This is a genomic window from Bordetella pseudohinzii, from assembly GCF_000657795.2.
Classification (GTDB): domain Bacteria; phylum Pseudomonadota; class Gammaproteobacteria; order Burkholderiales; family Burkholderiaceae_B; genus Bordetella; species Bordetella pseudohinzii.
Map to the genome: position 1 here is coordinate 50,387 of NZ_JHEP02000002.1, position 14,548 is coordinate 64,934.

16 protein-coding genes are annotated in these 14,548 nt (G+C 66.1%); 7 read left to right on the forward strand and 9 right to left on the reverse strand.

Annotated elements, in window-relative coordinates:
* The first annotated feature begins 9 nt into the window (after window positions 1-9).
* The 7 genes from urtA to L540_RS02460 are packed head-to-tail and all read left to right on the forward strand — an operon-like array spanning window position 10 to window position 6,398.
* Window positions 10-1,254 carry an urea ABC transporter substrate-binding protein gene (gene urtA / locus L540_RS02430; RefSeq protein ID WP_043212952.1) on the forward strand — a complete coding sequence of 415 codons (1,245 nt, stop codon included), beginning with the start codon at window positions 10-12 and terminating at the stop codon, window positions 1,252-1,254.
* A 50-nt stretch (window positions 1,255-1,304) separates the two neighbouring features.
* Entirely contained in the window at window positions 1,305-2,222 is a 918-nt protein-coding gene (gene urtB / locus L540_RS02435; RefSeq protein ID WP_043212951.1) for an urea ABC transporter permease subunit UrtB, read from the forward strand.
* Between the two features lie 11 nt (window positions 2,223-2,233).
* Window positions 2,234-3,355 (forward strand): urea ABC transporter permease subunit UrtC, encoded by a 1,122-nt coding sequence (gene urtC, locus L540_RS02440; RefSeq protein ID WP_048025791.1) that lies wholly within the window; start codon window positions 2,234-2,236, stop codon window positions 3,353-3,355.
* The gene (gene urtD, locus L540_RS02445; protein WP_043212949.1) at window positions 3,352-4,095 is read left to right on the forward strand and encodes an urea ABC transporter ATP-binding protein UrtD; all 744 of its coding nucleotides are present in this window, start codon (window positions 3,352-3,354) and stop codon (window positions 4,093-4,095) included. The genes urtC and urtD overlap by 4 nt, the downstream gene beginning before the upstream one ends.
* A gap of 14 nt (window positions 4,096-4,109) precedes the next feature.
* Entirely contained in the window at window positions 4,110-4,802 is a 693-nt protein-coding gene (urtE, locus tag L540_RS02450) for an urea ABC transporter ATP-binding subunit UrtE (protein WP_043212947.1), read from the forward strand.
* Window positions 4,803-4,825: 23 nt separating this feature from the next.
* Window positions 4,826-6,055: a formamidase gene (gene fmdA, locus L540_RS02455; RefSeq protein ID WP_043212946.1), complete on the forward strand. Its 1,230-nt coding sequence runs from the start codon at window positions 4,826-4,828 to the stop codon at window positions 6,053-6,055.
* A 10-nt stretch (window positions 6,056-6,065) separates the two neighbouring features.
* Window positions 6,066-6,398: a zinc ribbon domain-containing protein gene (locus L540_RS02460; protein WP_043212945.1), complete on the forward strand. Its 333-nt coding sequence runs from the start codon at window positions 6,066-6,068 to the stop codon at window positions 6,396-6,398.
* 78 nt (window positions 6,399-6,476) lie between these two features.
* On the opposite strand, the gene paaK is transcribed toward L540_RS02460, so the two are convergent.
* From paaK to paaA, 9 genes are all read right to left on the reverse strand, one after another.
* On the reverse strand, window positions 6,477-7,793 hold the full coding sequence (gene paaK / locus L540_RS02465; RefSeq protein ID WP_043212944.1) for a phenylacetate--CoA ligase PaaK: 1,317 nt from the start codon (window positions 7,791-7,793) through the stop codon (window positions 6,477-6,479).
* Between the two features lie 67 nt (window positions 7,794-7,860).
* A complete protein-coding gene (paaI, locus tag L540_RS02470) occupies window positions 7,861-8,325 on the reverse strand; it encodes a hydroxyphenylacetyl-CoA thioesterase PaaI (protein WP_372432930.1) in 465 nt (154 codons plus the stop codon).
* Window positions 8,322-9,110 (reverse strand): 2-(1,2-epoxy-1,2-dihydrophenyl)acetyl-CoA isomerase PaaG, encoded by a 789-nt coding sequence (paaG, locus tag L540_RS02475; protein WP_043212938.1) that lies wholly within the window; start codon window positions 9,108-9,110, stop codon window positions 8,322-8,324. The genes paaI and paaG overlap by 4 nt, the downstream gene beginning before the upstream one ends.
* Before the next feature lie 10 nt (window positions 9,111-9,120).
* Entirely contained in the window at window positions 9,121-10,785 is a 1,665-nt protein-coding gene (paaN, locus tag L540_RS02480) for a phenylacetic acid degradation protein PaaN (protein WP_043212937.1), read from the reverse strand.
* A gap of 46 nt (window positions 10,786-10,831) precedes the next feature.
* A complete protein-coding gene (paaE, locus tag L540_RS02485; protein WP_043212934.1) occupies window positions 10,832-11,920 on the reverse strand; it encodes a 1,2-phenylacetyl-CoA epoxidase subunit PaaE in 1,089 nt (362 codons plus the stop codon).
* 11 nt (window positions 11,921-11,931) lie between these two features.
* Window positions 11,932-12,402, reverse strand: coding sequence for a 1,2-phenylacetyl-CoA epoxidase subunit PaaD (gene paaD / locus L540_RS02490; protein WP_048025857.1), 471 nt, complete (start codon window positions 12,400-12,402; stop codon window positions 11,932-11,934).
* Between the two features lie 26 nt (window positions 12,403-12,428).
* Window positions 12,429-13,193 carry a 1,2-phenylacetyl-CoA epoxidase subunit PaaC gene (gene paaC / locus L540_RS02495; RefSeq protein WP_043212929.1) on the reverse strand — a complete coding sequence of 255 codons (765 nt, stop codon included), beginning with the start codon at window positions 13,191-13,193 and terminating at the stop codon, window positions 12,429-12,431.
* Between the two features lie 9 nt (window positions 13,194-13,202).
* Window positions 13,203-13,487 (reverse strand): 1,2-phenylacetyl-CoA epoxidase subunit PaaB, encoded by a 285-nt coding sequence (paaB, locus tag L540_RS02500; protein WP_029577288.1) that lies wholly within the window; start codon window positions 13,485-13,487, stop codon window positions 13,203-13,205.
* Between the two features lie 68 nt (window positions 13,488-13,555).
* Complete coding sequence (gene paaA / locus L540_RS02505) at window positions 13,556-14,545, reverse strand: 1,2-phenylacetyl-CoA epoxidase subunit PaaA (RefSeq protein ID WP_043212927.1); 990 nt, start codon at window positions 14,543-14,545, stop codon at window positions 13,556-13,558.
* Between the last annotated feature and the right edge of the window lie 3 nt (window positions 14,546-14,548).

Sequence of the window (14,548 nt, forward strand, 5' to 3'; positions counted from 1 at the left end):
GAGTCACCGATGTCTGGCAAACCCCCGTTCGACAACGCGCCGGCCTCGCCGTCCCGCCGCCGCGCCACCCTGGCCCTGGCCTCCCTGCCCCTGCTGGGCATGCCCATGCTCGGCCGCGCGGCCGCCAACACGACCGGCCTGGCCGTCACCGACACCGAGGTCACGGTCGGCCAGCTGCACTCGGCCACCGGCACGATGGCGATCAGCGAGACCGGCTCGATCCAGTCCGAACGCCTGGCCATCGACCAGATCAACGCCATGGGCGGCATCCTGGGCCGCAAGATCAAGGTCATCCAGGAGGATGGCGCCTCGGATTGGCCCACCTTCGCCGAAAAAGCGCGCAAGCTGCTGGTCAGCGACAAGGTGGCCACGGTGTTCGGCTGCTGGACCTCGGCCTCGCGCAAGGCCGTGCTGCCGGTGTTCGAGAAAGAGAACGGCCTGCTCTACTACCCGACCTTCTATGAAGGGCTGGAGCAGTCCAAGAATGTGTTCTATACCGGCCAGGAGGCCACGCAGCAGATCCTGTCCAGCATCGACTGGCTGGCGCGCGAGAAAAAGGCCAAGACCTTCTATCTGATCGGCTCCGACTATATCTGGCCGCGCACCTCCAACAAGATCGCCCGCAAGCACATCGAGAACGTGCTCAAGGGCGAGGTCGTCGGCGAGGAATACTACCCGCTGGGCCATACCCAGTTCGGCTCGCTCATCAACAAGATCAAGCTGAAAAAACCCGACGTGGTGTTCGCCGTTGTCGTGGGCGGCAGCAATGTGTCCTTCTACAAGCAGCTCAAGGCGGCCGGCGTCACGGCCGACAAGCAGAAGCTGCTGACGATCTCGGTGACCGAGGATGAGCTGCTGGGCATAGGCGGCGAGAACGCCGAAGGTTTCTGGTCCTGCATGAAGTACTTCCAGAGCCTGGACAACCCCAACAACAAGAAATTCGTCGAAGCCTTCAAGGCCAAGTATGGCGCCAACGCCGTCATCGGCGATGTGACGCAGGCCGCCTACCTCGGCCCCTGGCTGTGGAAGATGGCGGTCGAGAAGGCCGGCAGCTTCGACGTGGACAAGGTGGTGGCCGCCTCGGCCAACCTGGAGTTCAAGGAAGCGCCCGAGGGCTACGTCAAGGTGGATCCCAACCATCACTTGTGGAGCCGCACCCGCATCGGCCAGATCCGCAAGGACGGCCAGTTCGACGTCATCTTCGAAACGCCCGACCTCATCAAGCCCGATCCCTTCCCCAAGGGTTACCAATAAGCCATCGCGATACGCGGCGCCGGGGCGCCGCTTTCTGCCGGGAGCAATCCATGGAATCCTTTTCCGACCTGGGAGCCATTCTGCTGATGCAGGGCTTCAATGGCCTGTCGGTCTTCAGCGTGCTGCTGCTGATGGCGCTCGGGCTGGCCATCATCTTCGGCCAGATGGGCGTCATCAACATGGCCCACGGCGAGTTCCTGGCGGTGGGCGCCTATTGCACCTATCTGTGCTCCGAACTGGTGCAGCAGTACGCGCCGGGCATGATGCCGGCCTATTTCTTCTTTGCCATCGTGCTGGCCTTTGCCGTGACCTTCGGACTGGGCTGGCTGGCGGAGTGGCTGATGATCCGTCATCTCTATCGCCGCCCGCTGGACACGCTGCTGGCGACCTGGGGCCTGTCGCTGGTGCTGCAGCAATCGCTGCGCTCCATCTTCGGCCCGCGCGAGGTCAGCCCCACGCTGCCCGATTGGCTGATGGGTTCCTGGCAGCCGCTGGACGGGGTGGACATCCCCATCAACGGCCTGTTCGTCATGTCCATCAGCATCGTGCTCACCGGCGCCCTGCTGCTGGGGCTGTTCCGCTCGACCTGGGGCCTGCATGTGCGCGCCACCGTGCAAAACCGCGCCATGAGCGCGGCCGTCGGCATCGACACGCGGCGGGTCGACCGCGTGACCTTCGCGCTGGGCTGCGGCATCGCCGGCATCGCCGGCGCGGCCTTCACCACCATAGGCTCGACCGGGCCGACCAGCGGCTCGCTCTATATCGTCGACACCTTCCTGACCGTGGTCTTCGGCGGCGCGGCCAGCCTCTTCGGCACCATCGCTTCGGCCTTTGTCATCGCCCAGACCCAGTCCATCTCGGAGTTCTTCATGACCGGCTCCATGGCCAAGGTCCTCACCCTGTCGGTCGTCGTCATCATCCTGATGCTGCGTCCGCAAGGCCTGTTCAGCATCCGCGTCCGCAAGTAGGAGTCGCCATCATGCAGAAGTTCTATCGCAATGTGCTGGGCGGCGGCGGCGGCCTGGCCGGGCTGCTGATCCTGGCGGCCGTGATCTTCGTGGTCTTCCCACTGGCCCTGGACGTCTTCCGCCTGAACCTCATCGGCAAATACCTCACCTACGCCTTCGTGGCCCTGGGTCTGGTGCTGTGCTGGGGCTATGGCGGCATCCTCAGCCTGGGCCAGGGCGTCTTCTTCGGCCTGGGCGGCTATTGCATGGCCATGTTCCTGAAGCTGGAGGCCTCGACCGTCGAGGCGACCAAGATCCAGTCCACGCCCGGCATCCCGGATTTCATGGACTGGAACCAGCTCACGGCCCTGCCCTGGTTCTGGGTGCCTTTCAAGAGTTTCTGGTTCACGCTGCTGGCCATTCCCGTGGTGCCCTGCCTGCTGGCACTCATCCTGGGCATGGCGATGTTCAAGCGCCGCGTGGGCGACACCTATTTCGCCATTGTCACCCAGGCCGTCGCGCTCATCCTCTCGGTGCTCATCATCGGCCAGCAGGGCTGGACCGGCGGCGTCAACGGCATCACCGACCTCAAGACCCTGCTGGGCTGGGACATCCGCAGCGACGGCGCCAGGCTGACGCTGTACTTCGTCAATGCCGCCCTGCTGTTCGGCTGCATCCTGTTCGGGCGCTTCCTGCTGTCGTCCAAACTTGGCAAGCTGCTGGTGGCCATGCGCGACAAGGAGGAGCGCGTGCGCTTCTCGGGCTATGACGTCGCCAGTTTCAAGGTCTTCGTCTTCTGCGTGGCGGCGGTGTTCTCGGCCATAGGCGGGGCGATGTTCACCCTGCAAGTCGGCTTTATGTCGCCCTCCTTCGTCGGCATCGTGCCCTCCATCGAAATGGTGATCTTCGCCGCGGTCGGCGGCCGGCTCTCGCTGCTGGGCGCCGTCTACGGCACGCTGCTGGTCAATTTCGGCAAGAGCTATTTCTCCGAGAGCTTCCCGCAGCTGTGGCTGTTTCTCATGGGCGGGCTCTTCATCGCGGTGGTCATGGCCTTCCCGAACGGCCTGGCCGGTCTCTACAACCAGTACATCAAGCCCCGGCTCAAGCGCAAGGTCTCGCGCGACCCGGCCGACGGCGCCACGGAGGCCGCATGAGCACCACGGAATTCGCCCTCTATATCGAAGGCCTGACGGTCTCCTTCAATGGCTTTGTCGCCGTCAACGACCTCAACCTGTATGTGGACCAGGGCGAGCTGCGCGTCATCATCGGCCCCAATGGCGCGGGCAAGACCACGCTGCTGGACCTGATCTGCGGCCGCACCCGCGCCACGGGGGGCTCGATCCGCTTCAAGGACACCGAGCTCACCCGCCTGGCCGAGTACGAGATCGTGCGCGCCGGCGTGGGCCGCAAATTCCAGACGCCGTCCATCTACGAAACCCTTTCGGTGCGCGAGAACCTGGAAGTCTCCTATCCGCGCGGCCGCGACGTGCTGGGCGCGCTGACCTTCAAGCGCACCGCCGACGTGATCGAGCGTGTCGAACAGGTGGCCGAGGAGATCTTTCTCGCTCCGCTGCTGGACCGTCCGGCCGAACTGCTGTCGCACGGCCAGAAGCAATGGCTGGAGATCGGCATGCTGCTCATGCAGGAGCCCGAACTCATGATGCTGGACGAGCCGGTCGCCGGCATGAGCGTCTCGGAGCGCGAACGCACGGCCGAACTGCTGGGCCGCATCAGCCGCGACCGATCGATGATCGTCATCGAGCACGACATGGAGTTCGTCAAGAACATCGCGCACAAGGTCACCGTGCTGCACCAGGGCAAGGTCCTGGCCGAGGGCAGCATGGACAAAGTGCAATCCGACCCGCGCGTGGTCGAAGTCTATCTGGGCCACTGAGGCCGGGAGGCAATATGTTCAATATCGCTGGCCTGGTATCGGGCTATGGCCAAAGCCGGGTGATCCATGGCGTGGACCTGACGGTGGCGCAGGGCGAGATCGTCGCCGTGATGGGCCGCAACGGCATGGGCAAGACGACGCTGTTCAAGACCCTGATGGGCCTGCTGCCCGCCATGCAGGGCGCCATCACGCTGGACGGCGCGCCGCTGGCGCGCCTGGAAAGCCATCAGCGCGTGCGCAGCGGCGTGGCCTATGTGCCGCAAGGCCGCATGATCTTCCCCACGCTGACGGTCGAGGAAAACATTCGCACCGGGCTGCGCGGACGGGCGCTGCGCGACCCGGTGCCCGAGGAAATCTATGCCCTCTTCCCGGTGCTGTACGACATGCGCCGGCGGCGCGGCGGCGACCTGTCGGGCGGCCAGCAGCAGCAGCTGGCCATCGCCCGGGCCCTGGTCACCAATCCGCGCGTGCTGCTGCTGGACGAGCCCACCGAGGGCATACAGCCCTCGGTCATCAAGGACATCGCGCGCAGCCTGCTCGAAATCCGCAAGCTGCGCGACCTGGCCATCATCGTCTCCGAACAAGTCCTGAGTTTCACCTTGCAGATCGCCGACCGGCTGATCGTGATCGACAAAGGCCGCTTCGTCCACGAAGACCTGCGCGAACACGTCGACGAACAGACGATCAGCAAATACCTGTCTGTCTGAACTTCCCTCCGAAGGAGCAAGCCATGCCCGAAACCCTGATCAAAGTCGATCTGGCGCAATCGCCCTACGAAAACGACGGCATCCACAACCGCTGGCACCCCGACATCCCCATGGCCGTCTGGGTCAAGCCGGGCGACGACTTCGTGCTCGAAACCTACGACTGGACCGGCGGCGCGATCAAGAACGACGACGACGCCTCCGATGTGCGCGACGTCGACCTCTCCACGGTGCACTTCCTGTCCGGTCCGGTGGGCGTCGAGGGCGCCGAGCCGGGCGATCTGCTGGTGGTCGACCTGCTGGACATCGGCGCCAAGGACGACAGCTTGTGGGGCTTCAACGGCTTTTTCAGCAAGAAAAACGGCGGCGGCTTCCTGACCGAGCACTTCCCCCTGGCGCAGAAATCGATCTGGGACTTCGAGGGCATGTTCACCTCCTCGCGCCACATCCCCGGCGTGCGCTTCGCCGGCCTCATCCACCCCGGCCTGATCGGCTGCCTGCCGGACCAGGCGCTGCTGGACAAATGGAACCAGCGCGAACAGGCCCTGATCGACAGCGATCCCGAGCGCGTGCCGCCGCTGGCCAACCCGCCCGCGGCCAAGACCGCCCACATGGGCAAACTCAAGGGCGCCGAGCGCGAACGCGCCGCGGCCACCGGGGCGCGCACGGTGCCGCCGCGCGAACATGGCGGCAACTGCGACATCAAGGATCTGTCGCGCGGCTCGCGCGTCTTCTTCCCGGTCTATGTGGCCGGCGGCGGCCTGTCGGTCGGCGATCTGCATTTCTCGCAGGGTGACGGCGAGATCACCTTCTGCGGCGCCATCGAAATGGCCGGCTGGGTGCATATGCGCGTCTCCCTCATCAAGGGCGGCATGGACAAGTACGGCATCCGCAATCCCATCTTCAAGCCCAGCCCCATCACCCCCAACTACAAGGACTACCTGATCTTCGAGGGCATCTCGGTCGACGAAGGCGGCAAGCAGCACTATCTGGACGTGCACATCGCCTATCGCCAGGCCTGCCTGAACGCCATCGAATACCTGAAGAAATTCGGCTATTCGGGCGCCCAGGCCTACTCCATCCTGGGCACCGCGCCCGTGCAAGGCCATATCAGCGGCGTGGTGGACATTCCCAACGCCTGCGCCACGCTGTGGCTGCCGACCGAGATCTTCGAGTTCGACATCCAGCCCAGCGCCAGCGGCCCGGTCAAGCACCTCAAGGGCAATATCGACATGCCCATCGCCCCGGACCGCTAAGGAGCGCGCCATGCCCCTGTACGACTATCGCTGCGCCGATTGCGGCGCGTTCTCGGTACTGCGGCCGCTGGCGCAGTGGCGCGACCCCGCGCCCTGCCCCGACTGCGGCAGCGCCTGCGAACGCTATGTCAGCGGCGCGCCGGCGGTATCGGCCTTGTCCTCGGCCATCAACCGCGCCCGGGCCGTCAACGAACGCGCCGCCCACGAACCGCGCAGCAGCCGCGCGGGCCATGGCATGGGCTGCGGCTGCTGCGGCGGCGCCAAGTCTCCGGGGCGCACCCGCCAAACCGCCGACGGCGGCAAGACCTTCGCCGGCGCGCGGCCCTGGATGATCAGCCACTGATCACCACGCGGGCGCCCCTCCGGGGCGCCTGCGCGCCAGGCGGGCGCGGCGCGGGGCAAGCCCTGCCGCCGCCAGGCGTCAGCCCTTGGGACGCTTGTCGATGACGCGGCGCGCCTTGCCGGTCAGGGTGCGTTCGACGAAGCCGGCATCGGCCACCTGGATGCGGGCGCTCACGCCGATATAGGACTTCACGGCGTGCTGCAGCTGCTTGCCCACGGCGGCGCGATCGCTTTCCGACAGACTGCCGAACTCGGGACGCAGTTCGGTGAGGATCTCCAGCTCGTCCAGATTGCCGCTGCGCGTCAAGACCAGCTGGTAGTGCGGCGCCAGCTGCGTGATCTTGAGCACCAGTTCCTCGACCTGGGTCGGGAAGAGATTGACCCCGCGCACGATGAGCATGTCGTCGCTGCGGCCGGTGATCTTGCCGATGCGGCGCATGCTGCGCGAAGTCGGCGGCAGCAGCCGCGTCAGGTCGCGCGTGCGGTAGCGGATGATGGGCATGGCTTCCTTGGTGAGCGAGGTGAACACCAGTTCGCCGGACTCGCCCTCGGCCACGGGCACGCCCGTGTCGGGGTTGATGATCTCGGCGTAAAAGTGGTCTTCCCACACCACGGGGCCGTCCTTGGTCTCGACGCATTCGCTGGCCACGCCCGGCCCCATCACTTCCGACAGGCCATAGATGTCCACGGCGTCGATGCCCGCTTCAGCCTCGATATCCTGGCGCATCTGGCCAGTCCAGGGCTCGGCGCCGAAAATGCCGATGCGCAGCGAGCTCTGGCGCGGATCCAGGCCCTGGCGGCGCTGTTCTTCAAGGATGTTGCAGAAGTAGGAAGGCGTGACCATGATGATGTCCGGACGGAAATCATTGATCAGCTGCACCTGCTTCTCGGTCTGGCCGCCCGACATGGGGATGACGGTGCAGCCCAGGCGCTCTGCGCCGTAGTGCGCGCCCAGCCCGCCCGTGAACAGGCCGTAGCCATAGGCCACGTGGATGATGTCGCCCGGCTTGCCGCCCGCGGCGCGGATGGAGCGCGCCACCAGGTTGGCCCAGTTGTCCAGGTCGCGCGCGGTATAGCCGACCACGGTGGGCTTGCCGGTCGTGCCGCTGGAGGCATGGACGCGCGATATGCGCTCGCGCGGCACGGCGAACATGCCGAAGGGGTAGTTGTCGCGCAGGTCTTTCTTGCTCGTGAAAGGAAACTTGGCGATGTCGGAGAGCTGCTTGAGATCGTCCGGGTGCACGCCCGCCTCGTCGAAGGCCTTTTTATAGTGCGGCACATTCTGGTAGGCGTGGCTGACAGTCCATTTCAGCCTTTCGAGCTGCAAGGCCTGCAGTTCGTCGCGGCTGGCGTGTTCGATCGGATCCAGCCCCGGCTTGCTGAGGGTAGTGGGCATGGTGTCTCTCTCCTGAATATTCTGCGCGGCCCCGTCGGGCCGCCTTCGCAATTGAAAAACCTCGGGCTCAAGCCTCGGCGTCGCCGACGATCTGCCCTTTTATTCGATAGGAACGGCCGCGGAAAACGGCCACATTGCGTCCTTCCTGGTTGGTCACGGTGATGTCATAGACACCGGTGCGGCCGGCCAGCGAACGCTCCTGCGCCACGGCGGTGAGCACATCGCCCTCATAGCCCGGCGCGAGATAGTCGATGACGCAGCCCGAGGCCACGGTGCTGACGTTGCGCGAATTGCAGGCGAAGGCAAAGGTGCTGTCGGCCAGGGCGAAAATGAAGCCGCCATGGCAGGTCTTGTGGCCGTTGAGCATATCGCCGCGCACCGTCATGGTCAGGCGGGCATAGCCGGGGGCGATCTCCACCACCTTCATGCCCAGGGCCTGGGAGGCGGCATCGCCGGCATACATGGTCGCGCCGACCGCTTCGGCCAGCGCCTGGGGATCGGTGGGCACCGCTGTCTGGAGTGCGCTCATCATTGCCCCTTGAACTGCGGTTCGCGCTTGTCGAGGAAGGCCGCGACCCCCTCGGCATAGTCGGCGCTGCGGCCCAGTTCGCGCATCATGTCGCGCTCCAGGTCGAGCTGGGCGGCCAGGTCATTGGACAGACTGGCCTGCAGGGCGCGCTTGGTGAAGGCCAGCCCCTTGGTCGGCGCGCGCGCGAAGTGGCGCGCCATGCCGTCCAGCGTGTCGTCAAATGCCTCGTCGGCCACGCATTGCCAGATCAGGCCCCATTCCTGCGCCTGGCGCGCCGGAATCTTGTCGCCCAGCATGGCCAGCCCGAAGGCGCGGGCACGGCCCACCAGGCGCGGCAGCGCGAAGGTGCCGCCGGTGTCCGGGATCAGCCCCAGGCGGCAGAACGACTGGATGAAGCTGGCCGATTCCTTGGCGATGACGATGTCGCCGGCCAGCGCCAGATTGGCGCCCGCGCCGGCGGCCACGCCGTTGACGCCCACCAGCACCGGCATGGGCAGCGCCGCCAGGCGGCGCACCAGCGGCGCGTAATACTTCTCGACGGTCTCGCCCAGATCGGGCGGCGCGCCGTCCGGACCTGGACGGCGTTCGGAGAGATCCTGGCCGGCGCAGAAGCCGCGGCCCGCGCCGGTCAGCACCAGCACGCGGGCGCCCTGGGTCTCGACCTGGGTCAGCGCATCGGCCACCTCGCCATGCATGCGGGCGGTGAAGCTGTTGAGTTTGTCGGGGCGGTTCAAGGTCAGCCGGGCGATGCCGTCGGCCAGCGAAAACTGGATGTCCTGGTAGCTCATGGCAGGCTCCTCAAACGTGACGGCGGGTTTGCACCACGCGGAAGCGGTTGGCCACGAAGGCGCTATCCGACAGGGCCGCATTGGCGGCCGGGTTGGCGCCGGTGCCATGGAAATCGCTGAAAGCGGCGGTCTGATTGACGAAGACCGCGCCGGTCAGGTTGAGCGACAACGCCACGCCGGCGACCTCGGCCGCATCCTGGATGCGGGCGGCCACGCCCTCGTCGGTGGTGTAGGCCGACAGGCTGAGCGCGCCATGCTCGCGCACGGTGTCGCGCGCCAGCGCCACGCTGTGCTCGGTCGAATCGGTCGCCACCACGAAGGAGATGGGGCCGAACCATTCCTGGAAAATACGGCTGTCGCCGGCCTCGGCGCGCAGCACCAGGGGCGTGCGCACGCGCGCCTGCTCGAATTGCGGGTGCTGCAGGCTGCGCGAGTCGGCCAGCACCGGCAGGCCCAGGGCGCGGGCGCGCTCGATGCGCTCGGCCGTCGCCTCGCTCTGGATGGCGCCGGTCAGCTCGACCGCGCGGGCCGCGTCGCCGGCCAGCTTTTCGACCGCCGTGGCGATGGCCTGGGCCACCTCGTCGAAACTCAGGCGGCCTTCGGCCGTCTGGATGCCGTCACGCGGCACATAGATATTCTGGGGCGCCGTGCACATCTGGCCGGAATACAGCGCCAGCGAAAACGCCAGGTTGCGCGCCACGCCCTTGATGTCTTCGGCCGAATCGATGATGACCTGGTTGACGCCGGCCTTTTCGGTGTAGACCAGGGCCTGGCGGGCGTTCTGCTCCAGCCAGTCGCCATTGGCCGTGCTGCCGGTGAAGTCGATGATCTTGACGGCGGGATCCAGCGCCAGGCGCTGCGCGGTGTCGTCGCCCGCCTCGTGGACGGCCAGTTGCACCACGTCGGGGTCGAAGCCGGCCTCGGCCAGCACTTCGCGCGCCACCTGAACGGTCAGGGCCAGGGGCAGGATGGCCGCCGGATGCGGCTTGACGATGACGGTATTGCCGGTCGCCAGGCTGGCGAACAGGCCCGGATAGCCGTTCCAGGTGGGGAAGGTCGAGCAGCCGATCACCAGGGCCACGCCGCGCGGCACCACGGTAAAGCGCTTTTCCATCTTGATGGGATCATTCTTGCCTTGGGGCTTTTCCCAGAGCGCGACCTCGGGGATGCGCGACATTTCCTGCCAGGCATAGGCCACGGCCTCCAGGCCGCGGTCCTGGGCATGGGGGCCGCCAGCCTGGAAGGCCATCATGAAACCCTGGCCAGTCGTATGCTGCACGGCATGCGCCATCTCGAAGCTGCGGCGGTTCAGGCGCGCCAGGATCTCCAGCGACACGCCCACCCAGGCGCGGGGGCCGGCGCGGCGCCAGGCCTGGCCGGCCATGCCGGCATTGGCCAGCAGCGTGGCCGGCGCGATGCGCGGATAGGCGATGTTCAGGGCAAAGCCAAAGGGCGAGACTTCGCCGCCCGCCTTGCCTTGGGCGCCAGTCGCCGCCAGCGGGAAATCCTTGCCCAACAGGGCCTCGAAGGCGGCCTGGCCATCCTGGGCCGCCGTCTCGCCATAGTTGCGCGGGCTGGGCGACTCGGCAAACGGGCTCCAGTAGCCGCGTTCGCGGGCGGCCGCCAGGGCCTTTTCCAGCACGGGCTGGTGACGTTCAAAGAAATCTTGGGACACTGCCTACTCTCCGATTATTTTTGTGAATCCGCAATGAGGACCGCGCTCAGGTTTCCTGGTCGAAGTCCAGCACCAGCCGGTCGCTGACCGGGTAGCTCTGGCAGCTCAGGACAAAACCGCGCGCCACTTCGTAATCTTCCAGGGCGAAGTTGGCATCCATGTCCACCTCGCCCTCGACAACCTTGCAACGGCAGGTCGAACAGACGCCGCCCTTGCAGGAATATGGCAATTCAACACCCTGGGCCAGGGCCGCGTCCAGTACGCTGTCCTGGTTCTTGGCGATGGAAAAACTGCGGCTGTGGCCGTCCTGGATGACGGTCACTTCGCACTGGCCCTTGCCCGGCGCCACTGCCGCCTCGCGGCCGGTGCGCAGGCTGCGTGGCCCCTTGGGTGCGCCGAACAGCTCGAACTTGATGCGCGACTTGTCCATGCCGCGCTCGCCCAGGCGCTGCACCACGCTTTCGATCATGGTCTGCGGGCCGCAGACAAAAGCGTAATCCACATCGTCGCCGGCCATCCAGGTGTTCATGAGCTGCTCGACCTTATCGCCGTCCAGGCGGCCGTTGAACAGCTCGATATCCTGCGATTCGCGGCTCATGATGTAGACCAGCGAGAAGCGCTCCATATAGCGGTTCTTCAGGTCTTCGATCTCTTCGCGAAACAGCACCGACGAGGACGCGCGGTTGCCGAAAAACAGCGTGAAGCGGCTGCCGGGTTCGGTCGACAGCGCCGTCTTGACCAGGGAGAACACCGGGGTGATGCCGCTGCCCACCGCGAAAGCGACATAGTGGCGCTGCTGCTCCGGCGAGAAATCGATCGTGAAATTGCCGGCCGGCGCCATCACCTCCAGGTCCTGCCCGGGCTGCAGCTGGCGGTTGGCCCAGCTGGAGAACACGCCTTCGTCGACCTGCTTGATGGCCACCCGCAGGATGCCGTCCTGGGGCGCCGAGCAGATCGAATAGGAGCGGCGCACTTCTTCGCCATTGAGTTCGGTGCGCAGGGTCAGGTATTGGCCGGGGCGGAAGGCAAACGTCTCGCGCAAGGCTGCGGGCAGATCAAAGGTGACCACCACGGCATCGCGCGTGTTGCGCGCCACCGAGGCCACCTTGAGCGTATGGAATTGGGGCTGGCTCATGGAATAAGCGCTCAATGCGTCTTGAAGTAATCAAAGGGCTCGCGGCAATCCGCGCAACGGTACAGGGCCTTGCAGGAGGTAGAGCCGAAATGGCTGACCAGGCGCGTATTGGCCGAGCCGCAGCGCGGACAGGGGATGGCCGGCATGGCCTGCCGGCGGCTGATGCCGGAGATGTCCACGGAGCGCTCGGCGGGGGCGGCAATGCCATAACCCTTGAGCGCGGCGCGGCCGCGCGCCGTCATCCAATCCGTCGTCCACGCCGGCGACAAACGGGTCTGCACGCGGACCTGCGGCAGGCCATGGCTGGCGAGCACGCGGACGATGTCCTCGGTGATCTCGCGCATGGCCGGGCAGCCCGAGTACGTGGGCGTGATGGTGACCACGCAGGTCTCGCCCTCCCAGTCCACGTCGCGCACCACGCCGAGGTCGACCACGGACAGGACCGGGATCTCGGGGTCGGGAACGCCCCCGAGCCAGTCCATCACCTGATCGCGGCCGATGCGGCTGTTCACCAGCGGGCTCCGGGATAGGCGCGCTGCAGATACTGCATCTCGGCCAGCACATAGCCCAGGGCCTCGGTATGGCGGCCCTGCCAGCCGCCCTGGCGCAGGAGGTGGAAGGCCTCGCGCTCGTCGGGCACGGCGAGCGTGGCCTCTTCGAGCACCTCGCGCACATGGGCCAGCCAGGGTTCGCGCAGCGTGGCGCGCTCGACGGCGATGCCGCGCGCGGCCAGGTCACGGTCGACCTCGTCGTCGGCAAAGAGCTCGCCGGCGAAGGTCCAGGCCGCGTCGATGGCGGCCTGCATGCGGCGATGGCTTTCTTCGGTGCCATCGCCCAGGCGCACCACCAGGTCGGAGGAGCGGCGCACATGGTAGGTGACTTCCTTGAGGGCCTTGGCGGCGATGGCCGCCACCCGCTCATCCTTGGACTGCGTCAGCTGCTGGAGCAGGAAATAGTGCCAGACATCGAACAAAAACTGGCGCGCCATGGTGTCGCCATAGTTGCCATTGGGCTGCTCGACCAGCAGGCAGTTGCGGAACTGGTGGGCGTCGCGCAGATAGGCGAGCTGGTCCTCGTCGCGGCCGCCGCCTTCGACCTCGCCGGCCAGGGTCAGCCACATGCGGGCCTGGCCCAGCAGGTCGAGCGCGGTATTGGTCAGCGCGAGATCTTCTTCGAGCACGGGCCCGTGGCCGCACCACTCCCCCAAGCGCTGCGACAGGATGAGGCTGGTGTCGCCCAGGCGCAGCAGGTATTCAAACAGTTGCTTGTCCATGCCGCCGCCTTACATGTGCTTGATTTCTTCGGGCATCGGGAAAAAGGTCGGATGGCGATAGACCTTGTTATTGGCCGGCTCGAACAGCGGCTCCTTGTCGCCGGGGCTGCTGGCCGTGATGTCGCTGGCGCGCACCACCCAGATGCTCAGGCCCTCGTTGCGGCGCGTGTAGACATCGCGCGCATGGTTGATGGCCATTTCGGCGTCGGGCGCGTGCAGGCTGCCCACATGCTTGTGCGCCAGACCGTGCTGGCTGCGGATGAAGACTTCCCAGAGGGGCCATTCTTTGCTCATGATGCGTATCCCCGGCGCGCGCGGCGCGCCTTGTTCGTGCAGAAGTGGAAAAGGTCGGTCCGGCGCGCTCAGGCGGCCTTGCGGCGGGCCTGTTTTTCGGCGTAGGCCGCCAGGCCGTCGCGCACCCAGGCGCCGTCCTCGTGCGCCTTGACGCGGGCCGCCAGCCGTTCGCGGTTGCAGGGACCATTGCCCTTGATGACGGCGTAGAACTCATCCCACTTGATCTCGCCGAAATCGTAGTGGCCGCGCTCGGCGTTCCACTTGAGGTCGGGATCGGGGACGGTCAGGCCCAGGTATTCGGCCTGGGGCACGGTCTGGTCGACCATTTTCTGGCGCAGCTCATCGTTGGAGAACAGCTTGATCTTCCATTGCATGGACTGCGCGCTGTTGGGAGAGTCGGCATCCGAGGGGCCGAACATCATCAGGGCGGGCCACCACCAGCGGTTCAAGGCATCCTGGCACATGGCCTTCTGCTCGGGCGTGCCGTGCAGGCACATCTGGATGAGCAGGTCATAGCCCTGGCGCTGATGGAAGGACTCTTCCTTACAGACACGCACCATGGCGCGCGCATAGGGACCATAGGAACAGCGGCAAAGCGGGATCTGGTTGATGATGGCCGAGCCATCGACCAGCCAGCCGATCATGCCGATGTCGGCCCAGCTCAGCGTGGGGTAATTGAAGATGCTGGAGTACTTGGCCTTGCCCGAATGCAAGTCATCGATCAGCTCGTCGCGCGACACGCCCAGGGTCTCGGCCGCGCTGTAGAGATAGAGGCCGTGGCCGGCTTCGTCCTGCACCTTGGCCAGCAGGATGGCCTTGCGCTTGAGCGTGGGCGCGCGGCTGATCCAGTTGCCCTCCGGGAGCATGCCGACGATCTCGGAATGCGCGTGCTGGGAAATCTGGCGCACCAGGGTTTTGCGATAGGCATCGGGCATCCAATCCTTGGCCTCGATGCGCACGCCCTCGTCCACGCGGCGCTGGAACTCGCGCTCGGGGCCGGACAGTTCGTCCGCCCGGCGCAGCTGCTTGACACCGGTATCGACCAGTTGCGCGTACATAGT

Coding starts and splice junctions, on each gene's coding strand:
- paaK (WP_043212944.1), bottom strand. CDS start 7,793: ATGCCCACTACCCTCAGCAAGCCGGGGCTGGATCCGATCGAACACGCC.
- paaA (WP_043212927.1), bottom strand. CDS start 14,545: ATGTACGCGCAACTGGTCGATACCGGTGTCAAGCAGCTGCGCCGGGCG.
- paaB (WP_029577288.1), bottom strand. CDS start 13,487: ATGAGCAAAGAATGGCCCCTCTGGGAAGTCTTCATCCGCAGCCAGCAC.
- L540_RS02460 (WP_043212945.1), top strand. CDS start 6,066: ATGCCCCTGTACGACTATCGCTGCGCCGATTGCGGCGCGTTCTCGGTA.
- fmdA (WP_043212946.1), top strand. CDS start 4,826: ATGCCCGAAACCCTGATCAAAGTCGATCTGGCGCAATCGCCCTACGAA.
- paaG (WP_043212938.1), bottom strand. CDS start 9,110: ATGAGCTACCAGGACATCCAGTTTTCGCTGGCCGACGGCATCGCCCGG.
- paaE (WP_043212934.1), bottom strand. CDS start 11,920: ATGAGCCAGCCCCAATTCCATACGCTCAAGGTGGCCTCGGTGGCGCGC.
- urtA (WP_043212952.1), top strand. CDS start 10: ATGTCTGGCAAACCCCCGTTCGACAACGCGCCGGCCTCGCCGTCCCGC.
- urtE (WP_043212947.1), top strand. CDS start 4,110: ATGTTCAATATCGCTGGCCTGGTATCGGGCTATGGCCAAAGCCGGGTG.
- paaC (WP_043212929.1), bottom strand. CDS start 13,193: ATGGACAAGCAACTGTTTGAATACCTGCTGCGCCTGGGCGACACCAGC.
- paaD (WP_048025857.1), bottom strand. CDS start 12,402: ATGGACTGGCTCGGGGGCGTTCCCGACCCCGAGATCCCGGTCCTGTCC.
- urtD (WP_043212949.1), top strand. CDS start 3,352: ATGAGCACCACGGAATTCGCCCTCTATATCGAAGGCCTGACGGTCTCC.
- urtB (WP_043212951.1), top strand. CDS start 1,305: ATGGAATCCTTTTCCGACCTGGGAGCCATTCTGCTGATGCAGGGCTTC.
- paaI (WP_372432930.1), bottom strand. CDS start 8,325: ATGATGAGCGCACTCCAGACAGCGGTGCCCACCGATCCCCAGGCGCTG.
- urtC (WP_048025791.1), top strand. CDS start 2,234: ATGCAGAAGTTCTATCGCAATGTGCTGGGCGGCGGCGGCGGCCTGGCC.